Annotated in this window: 14 protein-coding genes; 7 read left to right on the top strand and 7 right to left on the bottom strand. The window is 35.1% G+C overall.

Annotated features, from left to right (window positions below; translation table 11 throughout):
* Positions 1-65 precede the first annotated feature (65 nt).
* Together QSV08_RS08285 and QSV08_RS08280 are read left to right on the top strand one after the other, a co-directional pair.
* Positions 66-1,412: a M24 family metallopeptidase gene (locus QSV08_RS08285; protein ID WP_324027925.1), complete on the top strand. Its 1,347-nt coding sequence runs from the start codon at positions 66-68 to the stop codon at positions 1,410-1,412.
* A gap of 111 nt (positions 1,413-1,523) precedes the next feature.
* Entirely contained in the window at positions 1,524-3,260 is a 1,737-nt protein-coding gene (locus tag QSV08_RS08280) for a carboxypeptidase-like regulatory domain-containing protein (protein WP_324027924.1), read from the top strand.
* Positions 3,261-3,398: 138 nt separating this feature from the next.
* Here QSV08_RS08280 and QSV08_RS08275 read toward each other — a convergent pair whose 3' ends face one another.
* Entirely contained in the window at positions 3,399-5,027 is a 1,629-nt protein-coding gene (locus QSV08_RS08275) for an acyl-CoA carboxylase subunit beta (RefSeq protein WP_324028357.1), read from the bottom strand.
* 72 nt (positions 5,028-5,099) lie between these two features.
* On the opposite strand from QSV08_RS08275, the gene QSV08_RS08270 reads away from it, so the two are divergent.
* The 3 genes from QSV08_RS08270 (at position 5,100) to ettA (ending at position 8,082) form a co-directional block, all read left to right on the top strand.
* On the top strand, positions 5,100-6,071 hold the full coding sequence (locus QSV08_RS08270; RefSeq protein WP_324027923.1) for a Gfo/Idh/MocA family protein: 972 nt from the start codon (positions 5,100-5,102) through the stop codon (positions 6,069-6,071).
* A 76-nt stretch (positions 6,072-6,147) separates the two neighbouring features.
* Positions 6,148-6,324: a CAL67264 family membrane protein gene (locus tag QSV08_RS08265; protein ID WP_091904100.1), complete on the top strand. Its 177-nt coding sequence runs from the start codon at positions 6,148-6,150 to the stop codon at positions 6,322-6,324.
* A gap of 66 nt (positions 6,325-6,390) precedes the next feature.
* Positions 6,391-8,082, top strand: a complete 1,692-nt coding sequence (gene ettA / locus QSV08_RS08260) for an energy-dependent translational throttle protein EttA (protein WP_324027922.1) — start codon at positions 6,391-6,393, stop codon at positions 8,080-8,082.
* Positions 8,083-8,181: 99 nt separating this feature from the next.
* On the opposite strand, the gene QSV08_RS08255 is transcribed toward ettA, so the two are convergent.
* Together QSV08_RS08255 and QSV08_RS08250 are read right to left on the bottom strand one after the other, a co-directional pair.
* A complete protein-coding gene (locus QSV08_RS08255) occupies positions 8,182-9,003 on the bottom strand; it encodes an MBL fold metallo-hydrolase (RefSeq protein WP_324027921.1) in 822 nt (273 codons plus the stop codon).
* 148 nt (positions 9,004-9,151) lie between these two features.
* A complete protein-coding gene (locus QSV08_RS08250; RefSeq protein WP_324027920.1) occupies positions 9,152-9,472 on the bottom strand; it encodes a GNAT family N-acetyltransferase in 321 nt (106 codons plus the stop codon).
* A 153-nt stretch (positions 9,473-9,625) separates the two neighbouring features.
* Between QSV08_RS08250 and QSV08_RS08245 the strand changes: the two genes are divergently transcribed.
* Entirely contained in the window at positions 9,626-10,513 is an 888-nt protein-coding gene (locus QSV08_RS08245) for a hypothetical protein (RefSeq protein WP_324027919.1), read from the top strand.
* Positions 10,514-10,581: 68 nt separating this feature from the next.
* Here the strand turns inward: QSV08_RS08245 and fumC are convergent, their stop codons facing one another.
* On the bottom strand, positions 10,582-11,982 hold the full coding sequence (gene fumC, locus QSV08_RS08240) for a class II fumarate hydratase (RefSeq protein WP_324027918.1): 1,401 nt from the start codon (positions 11,980-11,982) through the stop codon (positions 10,582-10,584).
* A 170-nt stretch (positions 11,983-12,152) separates the two neighbouring features.
* Here fumC and QSV08_RS08235 point away from each other — a divergent pair, with 170 nt between their 5' ends.
* Positions 12,153-12,326, top strand: a complete 174-nt coding sequence (locus tag QSV08_RS08235) for a hypothetical protein (protein ID WP_091609002.1) — start codon at positions 12,153-12,155, stop codon at positions 12,324-12,326.
* Positions 12,327-12,390: 64 nt separating this feature from the next.
* Here QSV08_RS08235 and QSV08_RS08230 read toward each other — a convergent pair whose 3' ends face one another.
* From QSV08_RS08230 to arsC, 3 genes are all read right to left on the bottom strand, one after another.
* Complete coding sequence (locus QSV08_RS08230; protein WP_324027917.1) at positions 12,391-14,883, bottom strand: TonB-dependent receptor domain-containing protein; 2,493 nt, start codon at positions 14,881-14,883, stop codon at positions 12,391-12,393.
* Positions 14,884-15,393, bottom strand: coding sequence for a hypothetical protein (locus tag QSV08_RS08225; protein WP_324027916.1), 510 nt, complete (start codon positions 15,391-15,393; stop codon positions 14,884-14,886). It lies immediately after the preceding gene.
* Between the two features lie 87 nt (positions 15,394-15,480).
* Positions 15,481-15,825 (bottom strand): arsenate reductase (glutaredoxin), encoded by a 345-nt coding sequence (arsC, locus tag QSV08_RS08220; RefSeq protein WP_324027915.1) that lies wholly within the window; start codon positions 15,823-15,825, stop codon positions 15,481-15,483.
* Positions 15,826-15,841 lie beyond the last annotated feature (16 nt).

The following is a 15,841-nucleotide window of genomic DNA, read 5'->3' as shown; positions in this document are numbered from 1 at the left end:
AGAGCAATAGTTTATTTCGAATGTGTGTTATTTTGTATTTTCAAGGCTTAAACCAAACAACACTCATGAAAAAACTATTCCTTTTTGTTTGCCTAATTTTTATAGGTGAAATTAATGCTCAACAAATTCTAAATGAAAAAGAAAGAGCACGGGTAATTGATGAAATTTTAGACGACCGTTTTAATAATCTGCTTCCTGAACTTATGGATGCCGCAGATTTAGATATGTGGGTGGTTATCTCAAGAGAATATAACGAAGATCCAGTAATTAAGACGATGCTTCCGGCTACGTGGTTGAATGCTCGTAGAAGAACTATTCTATTGTTTTATAGAGATAGGGCGAAGAATACTATAGAGAAGTTGGCCGTTGCCCGTTATAATGTTGGTAAGAATATTGTTTCTGCTTGGGATAAGGAGAAAGAGCCAAATCAGTGGACACGATTAATGCAGTTGATATCAGAAAGAAATCCGAAGAAAATCGGACTCAATTATTCTACAGACCATAATATTGCCGATGGTTTGGTAAAAACAGATTATGAAGAGTTCATGGCAAACTTGCCCAAAAAATATACTTCAAAAGTAACTTCTGCAGAGCAACTTGCCGTTCGTTGGATCGAAACAAGATCTGAACGTGAAATGGTTATTTATGACCAACTAGTTGATATTACACATGATATTATAGCAGAAGCTTTTTCTGAGAAAGTAATTACGCCTGGTGTTACAACAACCTCAGATGTGGTATGGTGGATGCGTCAAAAAGTAACAGATTTAGGATTGGAAACTTGGTTTCACCCAACAGTAGATGTACAACGAAGCGAAAAAGATAAAGCAAATGAATTTTATTCATTTGCAGATAAACCAGATGATATGGTGATTCTACCCGGCGACTTAGTGCATTGCGATTTCGGAATTACATACTTACGTCTAAACACAGATTGTCAAGAACTGGCATATGTTCTTAAACCAGAAGAAACTGTAGCTCCAAATTATTTGGTAAACGGACTTAAAGATGGTAATAGATTACAAGACTTTCTTACGGCTAACATGATTAAAGGCAGGTCTGGTAATGACATTTTAGCAAAATCATTAAAGGAGGCTAAAGCAGCAGGGTTAAAACCATCTATATATACGCATCCACTTGGCTTATATGGTCATTCTGCGGGTACAACAATAGGTATGTGGGATTCTCAAGGTGGCGTTATGCGCGATGATGGTGAAAATTATACATTGAATCCAAATACAGTTTATGCTATTGAATTAAATACAACCATCAACATTCCTGAATGGAATAGAGATATACGTATTATGCTCGAAGAAGCCGGTTTTTATGGTGAAGAAGGTTTTAGATATGTAAATGGAAGACAGACAGAACTTTTGTTGATACCAAGGGTGAAAGGGCAACAGGGAGATTAAGTTTTTTTACATAAATATTGTATGTTGTTAAGGTAGAATTGAATTTCTTTAAATGATTGATAATATAAGTTATGGAATAATTTTTGTAGCTTTAAATGTAAATTTAGAGCTATGAAATCATTTTTAATAATACTTATTTTCTCTATCACATTTGTAAATGCTCAAAGTAATATTGTCAAAGGAAAAATCACCCAAATGGATGCCCCCTTGGCAAATGTCAAGATTTCTATTATAAATTCAGATATAGCAACTACAACCGATGCAAACGGAGTATACCAGATATCAGCTGAGGCAAGAGATGTCATTCAATATACATACCCAGGTCTAAATGATGTCCAAATTCTAGTTGAAGACGTTACGCGTATATTGAATATAGAAATGAGTCAGGAGATACATCAACTAGATGAGGTTACTGTAAAAGGTAGTAATAGAAAATCACAGAATGAGCTGCAACAAGAGTATAGTTATAACCCAAACCTTATAAAAACGGCATATGGTATTCTAGATAGCGAGACTGCACCAGGCAAAATTAGGTTTTTACAAGAAAATCAAATTAATGATGTTGGTATTTGTATTCTTGATTTAATGAAAAATGAGTTTCCAGGAGTAAACGTTGTAGGGGATTGCGTATATGGAGGTCTAATATATATTAGAGGGTTAAATTCCGTTAGTCAAGCTCCACCTGCTGTTTATGATGTTGATGGACAGGTATTAACACAAACTCCTACTTGGATAGCACCCGCTGCTATTAAGCGATTGGCTGTTTTAAACAATCTAGCTATGACTACAAGATATGGATCTATAGGAGCTGGTGGCGTTATTGTGATTAACACCAAAGCTAGTGCATATTCTAGAACGGTAGATGGTAAACCTATTGATTATGCAAAAGTTAAAAATAATAAATATGATAATTTAGCATTGAGTTCGGTTGATTTTAAAGAAGATAAACCATTGTACTTGAATGAGCTTTTAAGTGCCAATACAGAAGAAAGAGCAAAAGCTATTTATGCAGAGCAAATCAAAAAATATAGTAGCTCTTATTACTACGTTTTAGATGCCTATGATTATTTTTCGAACAAATGGAAAAATCAAGAATTCGCAGACATGATTATTCAGGATAATGATAGAGTTCTAAGCGGAAATCCTTTAGCATTGAAATCGCTAGCATACATATATCAGGCAGAAGGAAAGTTTAAAGAGGCAAATAAATTATATGAAGATGTGTATACACTTAGGGCAGACTACGCCCAGTCTTATTTAGATTTAGCCAATAGTTATAGAGAACTTGGCTTAAGCCAAAAATCGGCAGCCATGTACTTGCGTTATGATTATTTGTTGGCAGAAGAATTACTGGAAAAAGAAGAGCAAGTAAAAACCATAATGGACCGCGATCTAAATAATTTAATATCCTTAAAAGGCGCTGATTTAGTTTCAACAGATAAGGTGAATGAAATTAAGATTGATGATGATTTTAAAGGAACACGGTTGGTTTTTGAATGGAGCGATAGCGAGGCTGAGTTTGAATTGCAATTTGTAAACCCCGAAAAGCGATACTACAAAAGTGAACATTCTCTAGTAGCGGATGCTGAGAGAATTCAAAGCGAAAAACGCACAGGTTTCTCTAGTGAAGAATATTTAATAGATGATACGCTTCGTGGTACTTGGTTGGTTAATGCTACCTATTTAGGTAACAAAAGCTTGACTCCAACATATTTGAAAGCTACTGTATATTATAACTACGGTAGTGCATCGCAACGAAAAGAAACAAAGGTTTTTAAACTAGGTCTACGAAATATAAATCAACAATTGTTTTCAGTTTCAAATGCCGCAAGTATGGTTGCTAACTAAACTCTTTTGCCTGTCTGACCAAAAATAGCCGGTATGGTCTATAGATAAAAAAATACCCACATTATACTTAAAGTATATTGTGGGTGTTTTTTTATGAATATATAAAAATTGATAATCTCTTAATTGCTTTGGTTTACATTAAACCTGCAAAACCCCCATATTAAAAGGCTTTTCAATAGGTGCATGGTCTGCAGCCTCTATACCTATAGATATCCATTTACGGGTGTCTTTAGGATCTATGATGGCATCTGTCCATAATCTAGAAGCCGCGTAATACGGAGAAACTTGATTGTCGTACCGTTGCTTAATAGTATCAAAAAGCTCTTTTTCTTTTTCTTCAGTAATAGTTTCACCTTTCTTTTTTAAAGAAGCTTTTTCAATCTGTAGCAATACTTTAGCGGCAGAGTTACCACTCATTACAGCTAGTTCTGCGCTTGGCCACGCAACAATTAATCTTGGGTCATAAGCTTTACCGCACATGGCATAATTACCAGCACCGTAACTATTACCAATTATAATTGTGAATTTTGGAACAACGGAATTACTTACCGCATTAACCATTTTTGCACCATCTTTTATGATTCCACCATGTTCACTTTTGCTACCTACCATAAAACCGGTTACATCTTGTAAAAAGACTAACGGAATTTTCTTTTGATTGCAGTTCGCGATAAAACGGGTTGCTTTATCTGCGGAGTCAGAATAGATGACTCCGCCAAATTGCATTTCACCCTTTGCATTTTTTACTACTTTTCTTTGGTTGGCAACAATACCAACAGCCCATCCGTCTATACGAGCATAACCTGTTAAAATGGTTTGTCCGTAGCCAGCCTTATATTCTTCAAAATCAGAATCGTCTACCAAACGCTTAATGATTTCCATCATATCGTATTGCTCAGCTCTAGAGCTTGGTAGTATTCCGTAAATATCATCCGGATTTTCTTTTGGCTTCAAGCTTTTCTTGCGGTTGTATCCCGCTTTGGGGAAATCACCAATTTTATCCATAATATTCTTTATGGTATCTAAAGCCGCTGCATCATCTTTTGCTTTATAATCGGTTACTCCGCTAATTTCACAATGTGTAGTAGCTCCGCCTAAAGTTTCATTATCAATACTTTCGCCAATAGCAGCTTTTACCAAATAGCTACCTGCCAAAAATATACTAGCGGTTTTATCTACAATTAGCGCTTCATCGCTCATAATCGGTAAATATGCACCACCGGCAACACAACTACCCATAACAGCAGATATTTGGGTAATACCCATACTGCTCATGATGGCGTTATTTCTAAATATGCGACCAAAGTGTTCTTTATCAGGAAAAATCTCATCCTGTAAAGGCAAGTACACTCCTGCGCTATCTACCAAGTATATTATTGGAAGTTTATTCTCAATGGCTATTTCTTGTGCTCTTAAATTTTTCTTGGCTGTAATAGGGAACCACGCTCCGGCTTTAACCGTTGCATCATTGGCAACAACAATACATTGTCTTCCTTTAACATAGCCGATTTTGATAACAACTCCGCCAGAAGGGCATCCGCCATGTTCTTTGTACATGCCGTCACCTACAAATGCTCCGACTTCTACTTGTTCGGCTTTTGGATCTAAAAGATAATCAATACGCTCTCTGGCGGTCATTTTACCTTGGTCATGCTGCTTGGCTATTTTGGCTTTTCCTCCGCCTAAATAAACCTCATTAAGCTTTCTTCTAAGGTCTGATAATAACAACTTATTCCTATCTTCGTTTTGATTGAATTTTAAATCCATTCTATATAATTTCTTTTCTTTCGATAAAGATAAGGAGTTAATTTTGGTGTTCATGCAACAAAAACAAAAAGTATGATTAAGTGGGGTATTGTAGGGGCAGGGAACATTGCTCATAGTTTTTCTAAAGATTTAGCTTTGGTAAATGGCGGTAAATTGGTTTCTGTGGCTTCTAGAAGTTTAGAGAAAGCTCAAGATTTTGCCGATGAATATGGTGCATCAAATGCTTACGGTAGCTATGAAGCGTTATTTAATAGCGGTACGGTAGATATCATTTACTTGGCAACGCCACATACATCGCATGCAGATTTAAGCATTGCAGCAATGAAAGCTGGTAATGCTGTACTATGCGAAAAACCAATGGGTGTAAATAAAACTGAAGTGGAGCAAATGGTTGCTGTTGCTAAAGAAAATAATGTTTTTCTGATGGAAGCATTATGGACACGTTTTAACCCAACTATTAAAAAGGTAAAAGAATTAGTTGCTAATGGTGCTATAGGTGAAGTAGGATATTTACATGCCGATTTTGCTTTTTATGCGTTGGATAGGGATGAAAAAGGAAGATTGTTGAATGCAGATCTTGCTGGAGGTTCTTTATTAGATATCGGAATCTACCCTATATTTTTAGCTTATTTAATGTTAGGAAAACCCAAGGATATAAAAGCGATCGCGAATTTTTATAAAACGGGAGTCGAGGTGCAGTGCAGCATGATTTTTAATTATGATAATGCTCAGGCTATATTGTATAGCGGACTCAATTCTAATTCAGAAAAGAAGGCGGAAATTGCTGGTAGCGAAGGTTCTATATTCATACACCCCAGATGGCATGAAACTACGGGATACACTATAGAGAAAGATGGTGAATCAACTTCTAATGAAGTCGGTAAAATGGGCAAAGGCTATGTTCATGAGATTGAAGAAGTTCACGAATGTTTGAATTCAGGCAAGAAGGAAAGCGAATTATGGTCTCATCAAAATAGTTTAGATTTAATTGAGATTATGGATTCCGTTCGTGAAAAAACAGGAATTGTGTTCCCGTTTGAATAATAGCAGGGGTAATAGTGGACAAATATCTTAAAATTTACGATATTTGATGTTCGCTTAATTTTTAATTGATTCGAAAATGAACAAGAATACCGTGCTCTCTTGGGCAACTTTTATTATGATTTTTGTAGGTCTAGCTCTAATTGCATTAGGTGCTTTTCGCTATGATGATGTTGCAGGGTGGGGTTTTGCATCTGTAGGTATAGGCTTTTTTGCTATTGCTTGGGTGTTTAATGCACTTAAAGGTAGAGTATAATATATTTTATTGCCACCAGTGAATTTTTCTGGTAAGCTTTAATATTTCACTAAACACTATAATTTTATGTCAGACGATAAGAAGGTAATCTTCTCCATGTCAGGAGTTACGAAAACCTATAAAAATGCGAATACCCCAGTTTTAAAGAACATATACCTAAGTTTTTTCTATGGTGCCAAGATCGGTATCTTAGGTTTAAACGGTTCTGGTAAGTCTACATTACTGAAAATCATTGCAGGAGTCGATAAAAACTTTCAAGGTGATGTTGTTTTCTCTCCTGGTTACAATGTCGGGTACTTAGAGCAAGAACCAGAATTGGATGAAAACAAAACCGTTTTAGAGATTGTAAAAGAAGGTGTAGCAGAAACTGTTGCTATTCTTGATGAGTACAATAAGATAAACGACATGTTCGGACTCCCAGAAGTTTATGAGAATCCTGACAAAATGCAGAAGTTGATGGATCAACAAGCTGTATTACAAGATAAAATTGATGCTGCCAATGCTTGGGAATTAGATACCAAGTTAGAAATTGCCATGGATGCTTTACGTACGCCAGAGCCGGATAAGAAGATTGCTGTACTATCAGGTGGTGAAAGAAGAAGGGTTGCTTTATGTAGATTATTGCTTCAAGAGCCTGAGATCTTATTATTAGATGAACCTACCAACCACTTAGATGCAGAATCTGTACATTGGTTAGAGCATCATTTAGCACAATATAAAGGAACTGTAATTGCCGTAACGCACGATAGATATTTCTTGGATAATGTTGCCGGATGGATTCTTGAATTGGATAGAGGAGAAGGTATTCCTTGGAAAGGAAACTACTCTTCTTGGTTAGATCAAAAATCGAAGCGTATGGCTCAAGAGAGTAAAACGGCTTCTAAAAGACAGAAAACTTTAGAGCGAGAGCTTGAATGGGTACGTCAAGGTGCAAAAGGAAGACAGACAAAACAGAAAGCTCGTCTTAATAATTACGATAAGTTAATGAGTCAAGATCAAAAACAGCTTGATGAAAAACTTGAAATTTATATTCCGAACGGACCTCGTTTGGGTACCAATGTAATTGAAGCAAAAGGAGTTAGTAAAGCTTTTGATGATAAATTACTCTACGAAGATTTGAACTTTAAATTACCACAAGCTGGTATTGTTGGTATTATTGGTCCGAATGGTGCTGGTAAGACCACTATTTTTAGAATGATCATGGGTGAAGAAACTCCCGATAAAGGTGAGTTTGAAACCGGTGAAACTGCCAAGATTGCTTATGTTGATCAGAGTCACTCTAATATCGATCCTGAAAAAACCATTTGGCAGAATTTCAGTGATGAGCAAGAGATGGTAATGATGGGCGGTAAGCAGGTGAACTCTCGTGCTTATTTAAGTAGATTTAATTTTACGGGTAGTGAGCAAAATAAAAAGGTTAATATGTTATCTGGTGGTGAGCGTAACCGTTTACACCTAGCAATGACATTAAAAGAAGAAGGAAACGTTCTTCTATTAGATGAGCCTACCAATGATTTAGATGTAAATACATTACGTGCCTTAGAAGAAGGTTTAGAAAACTTTGCAGGTTGTGCAGTAGTAATTTCGCATGATAGATGGTTCTTAGATCGTATTTGCACACATATTTTAGCCTTTGAGGGTGATTCTCAAGTATACTTCTTTGAAGGTTCTTTCTCTGATTATGAAGAGAGTAAAAAGAAACGTTTGGGCGGAGATCTAATGCCGAAACGAATCAAGTACAAGAAGCTGATTAGATAATCAAATATTTATATAGAAAAAGCCCGCAATTGCGGGCTTTTTTATTTTCAGCTAACAGCTAACAGCTAACAGCTAACAGCTAACAGCTAACAGCTAACATTAATATTCGTCATTAGGGTACCAATCTAATTGTACTACTTCAATATCTTGATTACCTGCATCTACCAATTGTTTGAATTTAGCAACATCGCTTACATCTGGTTTACCTCTATAGTGGTATGGGTATACCTGCTTTGGTTTGAAATCTAATACTGCAGAAGCAGCGCTTTCAACCGTCATGGTGTATGGTAAATTCATACATACAAAAGCTTTGTCAATATTTTTTAACGAACGCATTTCAGGAATGTCTTCAGTATCACCAGAAAAATAGATTCGCTCATTATCAATGTTTAGAACATAACCATTGCCACGACCTTTTGTATGAAATTTAAGCGCTTCTTTTCGTAGGTTATACATAGGTATTGCTTCGATTGTAATTCCGGCTAATTTTTTGCTAGTACCATTTTCCATAATTTCTAATTGCGAAGCATACTTTTTAGGTAACTCATCGGCAACAGCCTGTGGTACTACAAATGTGGTATTTGAAGTGTCTAAAGCATCTAAGGTTTCAGCACTTAAATGATCACCGTGTATGTCTGTAATCAGTATTAAAGTAGGGTTTTTTTGACCTTCAAATGAAGCAGCTCCTCCTGTAGGGTCAATGTAGATGACTACATCGTTCCATTCGATGACAGCGGTTGCATGTTCTATAGGTATGATTTCAATTTCATCAGATTTACGCTCTTTAATGATATCGGTTACTGATTTGTTTTCCTCAATTTCTGCTGAAGAATCAATCTCGGTATCTGATTTCTTAACTTCTTTACATGAAAAAGCTATAGTTACAGTGAATAGTAAAACAAGCAATTCTTTTATTCTCATTATGTTACGTTTAAAGTGTTAGTTCCATTTTAATATCGGATCGAAGGTACTCCAAATTATCTTCTAGAGGGATATTTTTAAATCCGAATTTCTTATATATATGCAGCGCGGTATCTAATTTAGTGCTAGAATATAGTTCAAGTGTTTCCTAGTTTTTATTTTTAGAAAAATTAATGGCATGGGTTAGCATTTTTTGCCCTATCTGCAATCCGTGATGCGTTTTGTCCACCGCCATCTTACCTAATTCAAAACGATTATCGGTCTTTTTTATCAAAGCAAAGCATCCTACAGGTTCATTATTCCATAATCCCATGAAGATAAATCCGCCTTTATCGATAATAGTAGATTGACTATGTTCTAATAACTCCTTATCTTTCGCTTCAACCTTGAAATACTCAGTAATCCAAGCGATATTCAAGTCTTTAAACTTTTGAGTATATTTAGGCTCGTAAGGTACAATGGTAAGCATGATTTCTAGTTAATGTTATAGATGTCATCTAAGTTATATCATATTATATAGTCCTTGCCAAGGTTTAGAAATTATTTTAACATTAAAAAATCTAAAATTTGAATTACCACGTATATAAACTGAACAAACAGACACTTTATTAAATTTACAATTATGACTGAAACAAAAAACAACAATGGCTTAAAAGTTTTGACCGCTCTTTTAGGTGTTGTGCTTTTAGGTACTATCATTTACACAGTAAGTCTTTACCAAGATAAAAAGAAGACCGAAGTTGTTCTTTCTAAAGAGAAAGAATTGGTAGTAGAAGATTTAAATAGCTTAAAATCTGAATATGACAAGGCTATTTTAGAGAGCAATGCAACTAACGAAGAATTAGTAAGCGCGAGAGATAATATTGCAAAATATATCGACTCTGTAAGAACTATGAAAGCTGATATCGGATCTTTATCTAGATACAGAAGACAAGTTGGTGTTCTTAAAGCTGAAAGACAACAATTATTAAAGCAAGTTGATTCGTTGACTCGTTCAAATACTGCAATTTCTATGCAACGTGATAGTACGTATGTGGAATTAGAAAAGCAAACTGTTTTTAATGATTCTTTAGTAGTACAAAACACAAACTTGGCTCAAGTAGTTGAAAAAGGTTCTGCTTTGAACTTATCTAAGTTTAATGTTGATGCAGTAAAAGAACGTAACAGTGGTAAATTAGTTTCTACACAAAGAGCTAAAGCAACTGACAAGTTTAAAATCTGTTTTACTGTTGCTGATAACGTAATTGCACAAGCTGGTGATAGAGAGTTTTTTATTGAGGTATTAGATCCTCAAGGTAATGTTCTTGGTGGTAGTAATTCTATGACTAACGATAACGGAGCTTCAATTACTTACAGTAAGCAAACTGGTTTCTACTTTGAGAACAAGTCTTTAGATGTATGTGATTATATCAGTAAGCCTTCTGGTGATTTCAAAGATGGTAATTACATGGTGAACGTTTATGACGATCAATTAAAATTATTGGGTACTTCTAAATTCATGTTGAAGTAAGATTACCTTATTACATATAAAAAATGGCGACCAATTGGTCGCCATTTTTCATTTCTACTAATTTGGTTTTAGTCTTTTAAACTACCAACCATATTTTCTGGTTTTACCCATTCGTCATAATCTTCTGCAGAAACATAACCTAAGTTGATTGCTTCTACTTTTAAGGTTGTACCATTCTTATGTGCAGTGTTTGCGATTTCTGCAGCTTTGTAATATCCTATTTTAGTATTTAAAGCGGTAACCAACATCAATGAGTTGTTCAATAATTGCTTGATTACTTCATGATTTGGTTCAATGCCAGCTGCACAGTGCTCTTCAAAGCTTGCACAAGCATCACCAATTAACTGTGCCGATTGTAAAATATTGGCAGCCATCATTGGTTTAAATACATTTAGTTCGTAGTGCCCTTGTGTACCACCAACGCTAATGGCAACATCGTTACCCATAACTTGTGCACATACCATAGTAAGAGCCTCACATTGCGTAGGATTTACTTTTCCTGGCATAATCGAACTACCTGGCTCATTTGCAGGAATAATGATTTCACCGATACCTGAACGTGGTCCTGATGCCATCATTCTAATATCATTCGCTATCTTATTTAAAGAAACCGCCAATTGCTTTAATGCACCGTGACTTTCAACAATTGCATCATGTGCAGCAAGTGCTTCGAACTTATTTTCTGCAGTAATAAAAGGTAAACCTGTAAATTCTGCAATATACTTTGCTACTAAAACATCATATCCTTCTGGCGTATTTAATCCAGTACCTACCGCAGTTCCTCCAAGTGCTAATTCACTTAAATGCGCCAGTGTATTGTTCAACGCTTTTAGACCGTGGTCTAATTGAGATACGTAACCAGAAAATTCTTGACCTAAGGTTAGGGGAGTAGCATCCATTAAATGCGTACGACCTATCTTAACTACATTTTTAAATTCAATTACCTTTTTTTGAAGAGTATCTCGTAACTGAGTAACACCTGGTATGGTCACTTCTACAATTTTTTTGTAAGCTGCAATATGCATACCTGTAGGGAAGGTGTCATTTGATGATTGCGATTTGTTTACATCATCATTCGGCTGAATTGTTTTCTCGCCTTCACCGATTACTTTACCGGCAATTTCATGTGCTCTGTTTGCAACAACTTCATTAACGTTCATGTTACTTTGAGTACCAGAACCTGTTTGCCAAATTACTAGAGGAAACTGGTCATCTAGTTTGCCTTCTAAAATCTCTTCGCAAACCTGTGCAATTAAATCTCTTTTCTCCGCTGCTAAAACACCAAGCTCACAGTTAGCATAAGCTGCAGATTTCTTCAAATAGGCAAAACCATAAACAATGTCTAATGGCATTGAGGCTATTGGACCTATTTTAAAATTGTTACGAGAACGTTCCGTTTGCGCTCCCCAATATTTGTCTTTGGGAACTTCGACATTACCCATAGTATCTTTCTCGATTCTAAATTTCATAATAGTATATTTTAATGAATCTTAAGTTAACTTATTTTATAACTTCAAAAATAAGGTTTACATTTATTTTAATTGTGAGAACATTGTTGAGATTATTGAAATTAATTTTGCAGAACGTTTGCAAAAAATAATTCGTTTATGGTATCTTTGCAATATATAAGTAATAAGATATGTTTGATTTTGACCAATATTTAGGATTTTTAGCTTTTTTAACCATATTAACCATTGGTTTTTGGCTAATGATGTTTTTGTTATTATTCGTTGTTCCTTACTGGTTAGGAGGTAACATTATAGAATTATTGAAAGAAAGACGCGACAAGAAAAAAGCCGCAAGAGAAGCATAAATAATACAGTATAAAAAAAGGAGCCTATTGGCTCCTTTTTTTTGTGTCTTGTTATAACCGTTTTTTATCCTTCAATTTCTTCTCCACCTTCATCGCCACCATTTCCTCTAGAACCTCTGTTACGTTCTTTTGGTTGGTTGAAACGATAGACAAAGCCCATTGTTATTTGACGTTGTCTATATTGAAACTCACTATCTGAGGTAAAGAACTCTGTTTCTGTGTAAGAGCTTCTTTTTCTAGAGTTTAATAAGTCACTTACATTAAGAGATAGTGTTCCATTATCATTCAAAATATCTTTACTGAAGGCTAAGTTCAAAGAGAATATTCCTCCATTTTCTGTTTGTGCTGTAGAAGACGGACCTCTATAGAATGCATTCGTTTGCCAATCTACCTTTGCAGGTAATGAGACTTTAGAGCTAAATCTTGCAAACCAACTAGTATTGGTAGTACCATAATCGACACCATTAAAGTCACCTTCTGTAGAGAACTGGAAGAAATTAAAACTAGAATTTAAACGTAACCATTTTGCTGCACTATATAGTACCCCAGCTTCAACACCTATTCTGTTGTTAGTAGATAGGTTTATAGGAATAGATCTAATGATTTCTATACCATCAGTGGTTGTTTGTCCCGTTTCTTCTTGAACACGCTCAAAAGAGTCTGTTTCTCTTTGGTAATAAATAGAAGAAGTTAAAGTTAATTTATCCCATCTTTTTAAATAACCCACATCAAAAGCATTTGAAAATGCCGGGTTCAAATCTGGATTACCTTGAAAAATATTTGTTCTACTTGATCTAGAAGGAAAAGGATTTACATATCTACCTCTTGGTCTGTTTATCCTTCTGTTGTAGCCTAAAGTGATATTTTCATTTTCTGCTAATTCGTAAATCAAATTTACGGTAGGGAAAAGACCTAAGTAGTTTTTATCAAAATTAGCATCTACATCTACACCTAATTGATCTTCTAATTCGCTGGAGTCATAAAGTGAAGTTAGTTCACCTTTTAATTGCGTGTTCTCTAATCGTAGTCCTAATAGAAAAGAGAACTTCCCAAATTTATTTCCGTACTGGGTATATAAGGCATTTACATTTTCAGTATAGGTAAATAAGTTGGTAAGATCTTCATTAATATTAAACTGTCCGGTAACTTGATTTAAAGAGTCTAAACGGTAGTTTGTACCTGTTTCTTCAAAAGTACCTCTATAGCCAACTTCAAATTGAGCATCGCCCATAGGTAGCACGTAATCTGCCTGCACTAAATATTCATTATCAGTTTCTTTTTCATAAACATTCTCCAAAACGATTAAATCATCGTTCGGTAAAGTGTTATTTTCTTGAATAATAGAAAATTTATCTTCATTACCCTTAGAATACTGAAGGTCTACCGTTAATTTTTGTCCGTCCTCATCAAGGTCATTTACATAATTTAACGAGAATTGATAGTTTTCGTCATCTTCATTTTCATCTTCAGTTCTAAATGTTTCACTATTTAAAGCATTATTGATAAACCTTTGGTTGGTATTACCAGTTTCATCTTCACTGTCAGATGTTCTATAAAATACGCTACCGGTAACAGATGATGATTCGGTTAAAAAATACTCTAAGCCTAAATTTGTATTGAAACTTTTACGAAGCCTATTATATTCTCTGTCTTCAATAATTCTGTCATAAGTACCAGAAGAGTAGGTGTTGTCATAAAACGCATTACCTGGCGCGTCTCTGTAATTGTAACCTGTAGTGTTGAATAAGTTGAATTTGTCTGTACGCAAATTGGCATTTACTGAGATACCGCTATTAACAGGGTAGCCTATTGTAGTATTTACAGAACCATTGAAACCAAGTGTTTTTTCTTTTTTAAGAACAATATTCAAAATACCAGCTGTACCTTCGGCGTCGTATCGTGCAGACGGACTCGTAATTACCTCAACCTTTTCAATAGCATCTGCAGGAAGTTGGGTTAGCGCGTCAGTAGATCCAAACCCAGCAAGAGCGGATGGTTTACCATTAATTAGTATTCTAACATTCTCGTTACCTCGCAGACTTATGGCACCTTCAACATCTACATCAACAGATGGTACATTATTAAGGGCGTCGGTAATGGTTGCACCACTATTGGTTAAGTCTTTACCAATATTATAAATCTTTTTGTCTAGACGAACTTCTACTGTTGTCTTTTCACCAACTACTTCTACTGCCTCTAATTGGGCTACATCTAAAGCAAGTTTAATGGTGCCTAAGTCTGTTGATTCTCTTAAAGTTTGATTAGGTAGTTTATACGTTTTGTATGAAATGTATTCTATAGAGATATTGTACTTGCCAGGTGATGCTTCTACCTTGAAATTACCATCAATATCTGTAATGCCGCCAGTAATTTGATCTGGGTTATTTACACTTTGTAGCACTAGTGTAGCATATTCTAAAGGTAGGTTGTCATCTTTGTCAACAACCTTACCTGTAATAACAATTGGACCTCTTTCCCGGTCTCCTCCCGGTCGTTGACTATATGTGTAATTGAATGATAGTGCTAGGAGTAGGAGTAAAGGGAAAAGTTGTTTCATTTAGTCAGTTTTTGATTTCTTTCGTTTTTTCTTCTTTTTATTCTTCTTTAAAGTTTTTGAAACACCATCTTTTTGTAGTGCAACAAAACCTTCATACTTTTCTAATGGTAAGCCTGCTTTTAATTCTTCATCTTGCCTTTTAGTAATATTCTCATATACTTCAGCCATTTTTTCTGGCGGAAGCTTCAATATTTGAGCTTCTATACGCTCTTGTACATATTTCTTTAAAACAGAACTTAATACAGCCTGTTCAAATTCATTTAGTGCAAGCGCCTCAGAAATTCTTGGCATTTCGTCATTAACCAATTCTTCTGCAGTTTTAGGTTTTGGTGGTTCGGCAGGTGTTTGTGCCTGAGGTATAGAACTTCTTTGCCTACCATTACCGTAGCCACTACTTGATCCATAACCGTTATTACCATAACCGTATTGTGCATAAATTTCAGAACTTCCTAATAGAATTAATAGCAACGCTAATACCTTTAGATTGCTACATTTTATTACTTTTTTCATATGATTAGATTATAAAGTTATACTATGGTTTAATTGATTATGGTTAATACTTTGTTAAGATAATTAACTAGGCAATTATAATGAATTCTATTTTAACAATGCATCAATGTTCGATGCCGGTCTGCCAATAACAGCTCTATTGCCATTTATTACTATTGGTCTCTCTATTAGTTTAGGATGCTCTATCATCGCATTTATCAATTCTTCGTCTGATAAGGATAGGTTTTTAAACTTCTCTTTCCAGATTGCTTCAGATTTTCGAACCAGATTAATAGGTTTAATATCTAAACAACTAATAACATTTCTTAGTTCTTCTTTTGTTGGTATTTCTTCCAAATACTTTACTACTTCAAAAGTCTTGCCAGAATCTTCAAGTACTTTAAGTCCTTCTCTAGATTTACTACATTTAGAATTATGGTATATTTTAATCATGCTATTTAATTTTAAT

This window comes from Maribacter sp. BPC-D8, assembly GCF_035207705.1.
GTDB lineage: Bacteria > Bacteroidota > Bacteroidia > Flavobacteriales > Flavobacteriaceae > Maribacter.
This window is presented reverse-complemented; position numbering and strand designations above follow the sequence as displayed.

Coding starts and splice junctions, on each gene's coding strand:
- QSV08_RS08285 (WP_324027925.1), top strand. CDS start 66: ATGAAAAAACTATTCCTTTTTGTTTGCCTAATTTTTATAGGTGAAATT.
- QSV08_RS08280 (WP_324027924.1), top strand. CDS start 1,524: ATGAAATCATTTTTAATAATACTTATTTTCTCTATCACATTTGTAAAT.
- QSV08_RS08275 (WP_324028357.1), bottom strand. CDS start 5,027: ATGGATTTAAAATTCAATCAAAACGAAGATAGGAATAAGTTGTTATTA.
- QSV08_RS08270 (WP_324027923.1), top strand. CDS start 5,100: ATGATTAAGTGGGGTATTGTAGGGGCAGGGAACATTGCTCATAGTTTT.
- QSV08_RS08265 (WP_091904100.1), top strand. CDS start 6,148: ATGAACAAGAATACCGTGCTCTCTTGGGCAACTTTTATTATGATTTTT.
- ettA (WP_324027922.1), top strand. CDS start 6,391: ATGTCAGACGATAAGAAGGTAATCTTCTCCATGTCAGGAGTTACGAAA.
- QSV08_RS08255 (WP_324027921.1), bottom strand. CDS start 9,003: ATGAGAATAAAAGAATTGCTTGTTTTACTATTCACTGTAACTATAGCT.
- QSV08_RS08250 (WP_324027920.1), bottom strand. CDS start 9,472: ATGCTTACCATTGTACCTTACGAGCCTAAATATACTCAAAAGTTTAAA.
- QSV08_RS08245 (WP_324027919.1), top strand. CDS start 9,626: ATGACTGAAACAAAAAACAACAATGGCTTAAAAGTTTTGACCGCTCTT.
- fumC (WP_324027918.1), bottom strand. CDS start 11,982: ATGAAATTTAGAATCGAGAAAGATACTATGGGTAATGTCGAAGTTCCC.
- QSV08_RS08235 (WP_091609002.1), top strand. CDS start 12,153: ATGTTTGATTTTGACCAATATTTAGGATTTTTAGCTTTTTTAACCATA.
- QSV08_RS08230 (WP_324027917.1), bottom strand. CDS start 14,883: ATGAAACAACTTTTCCCTTTACTCCTACTCCTAGCACTATCATTCAAT.
- QSV08_RS08225 (WP_324027916.1), bottom strand. CDS start 15,393: ATGAAAAAAGTAATAAAATGTAGCAATCTAAAGGTATTAGCGTTGCTA.
- arsC (WP_324027915.1), bottom strand. CDS start 15,825: ATGATTAAAATATACCATAATTCTAAATGTAGTAAATCTAGAGAAGGA.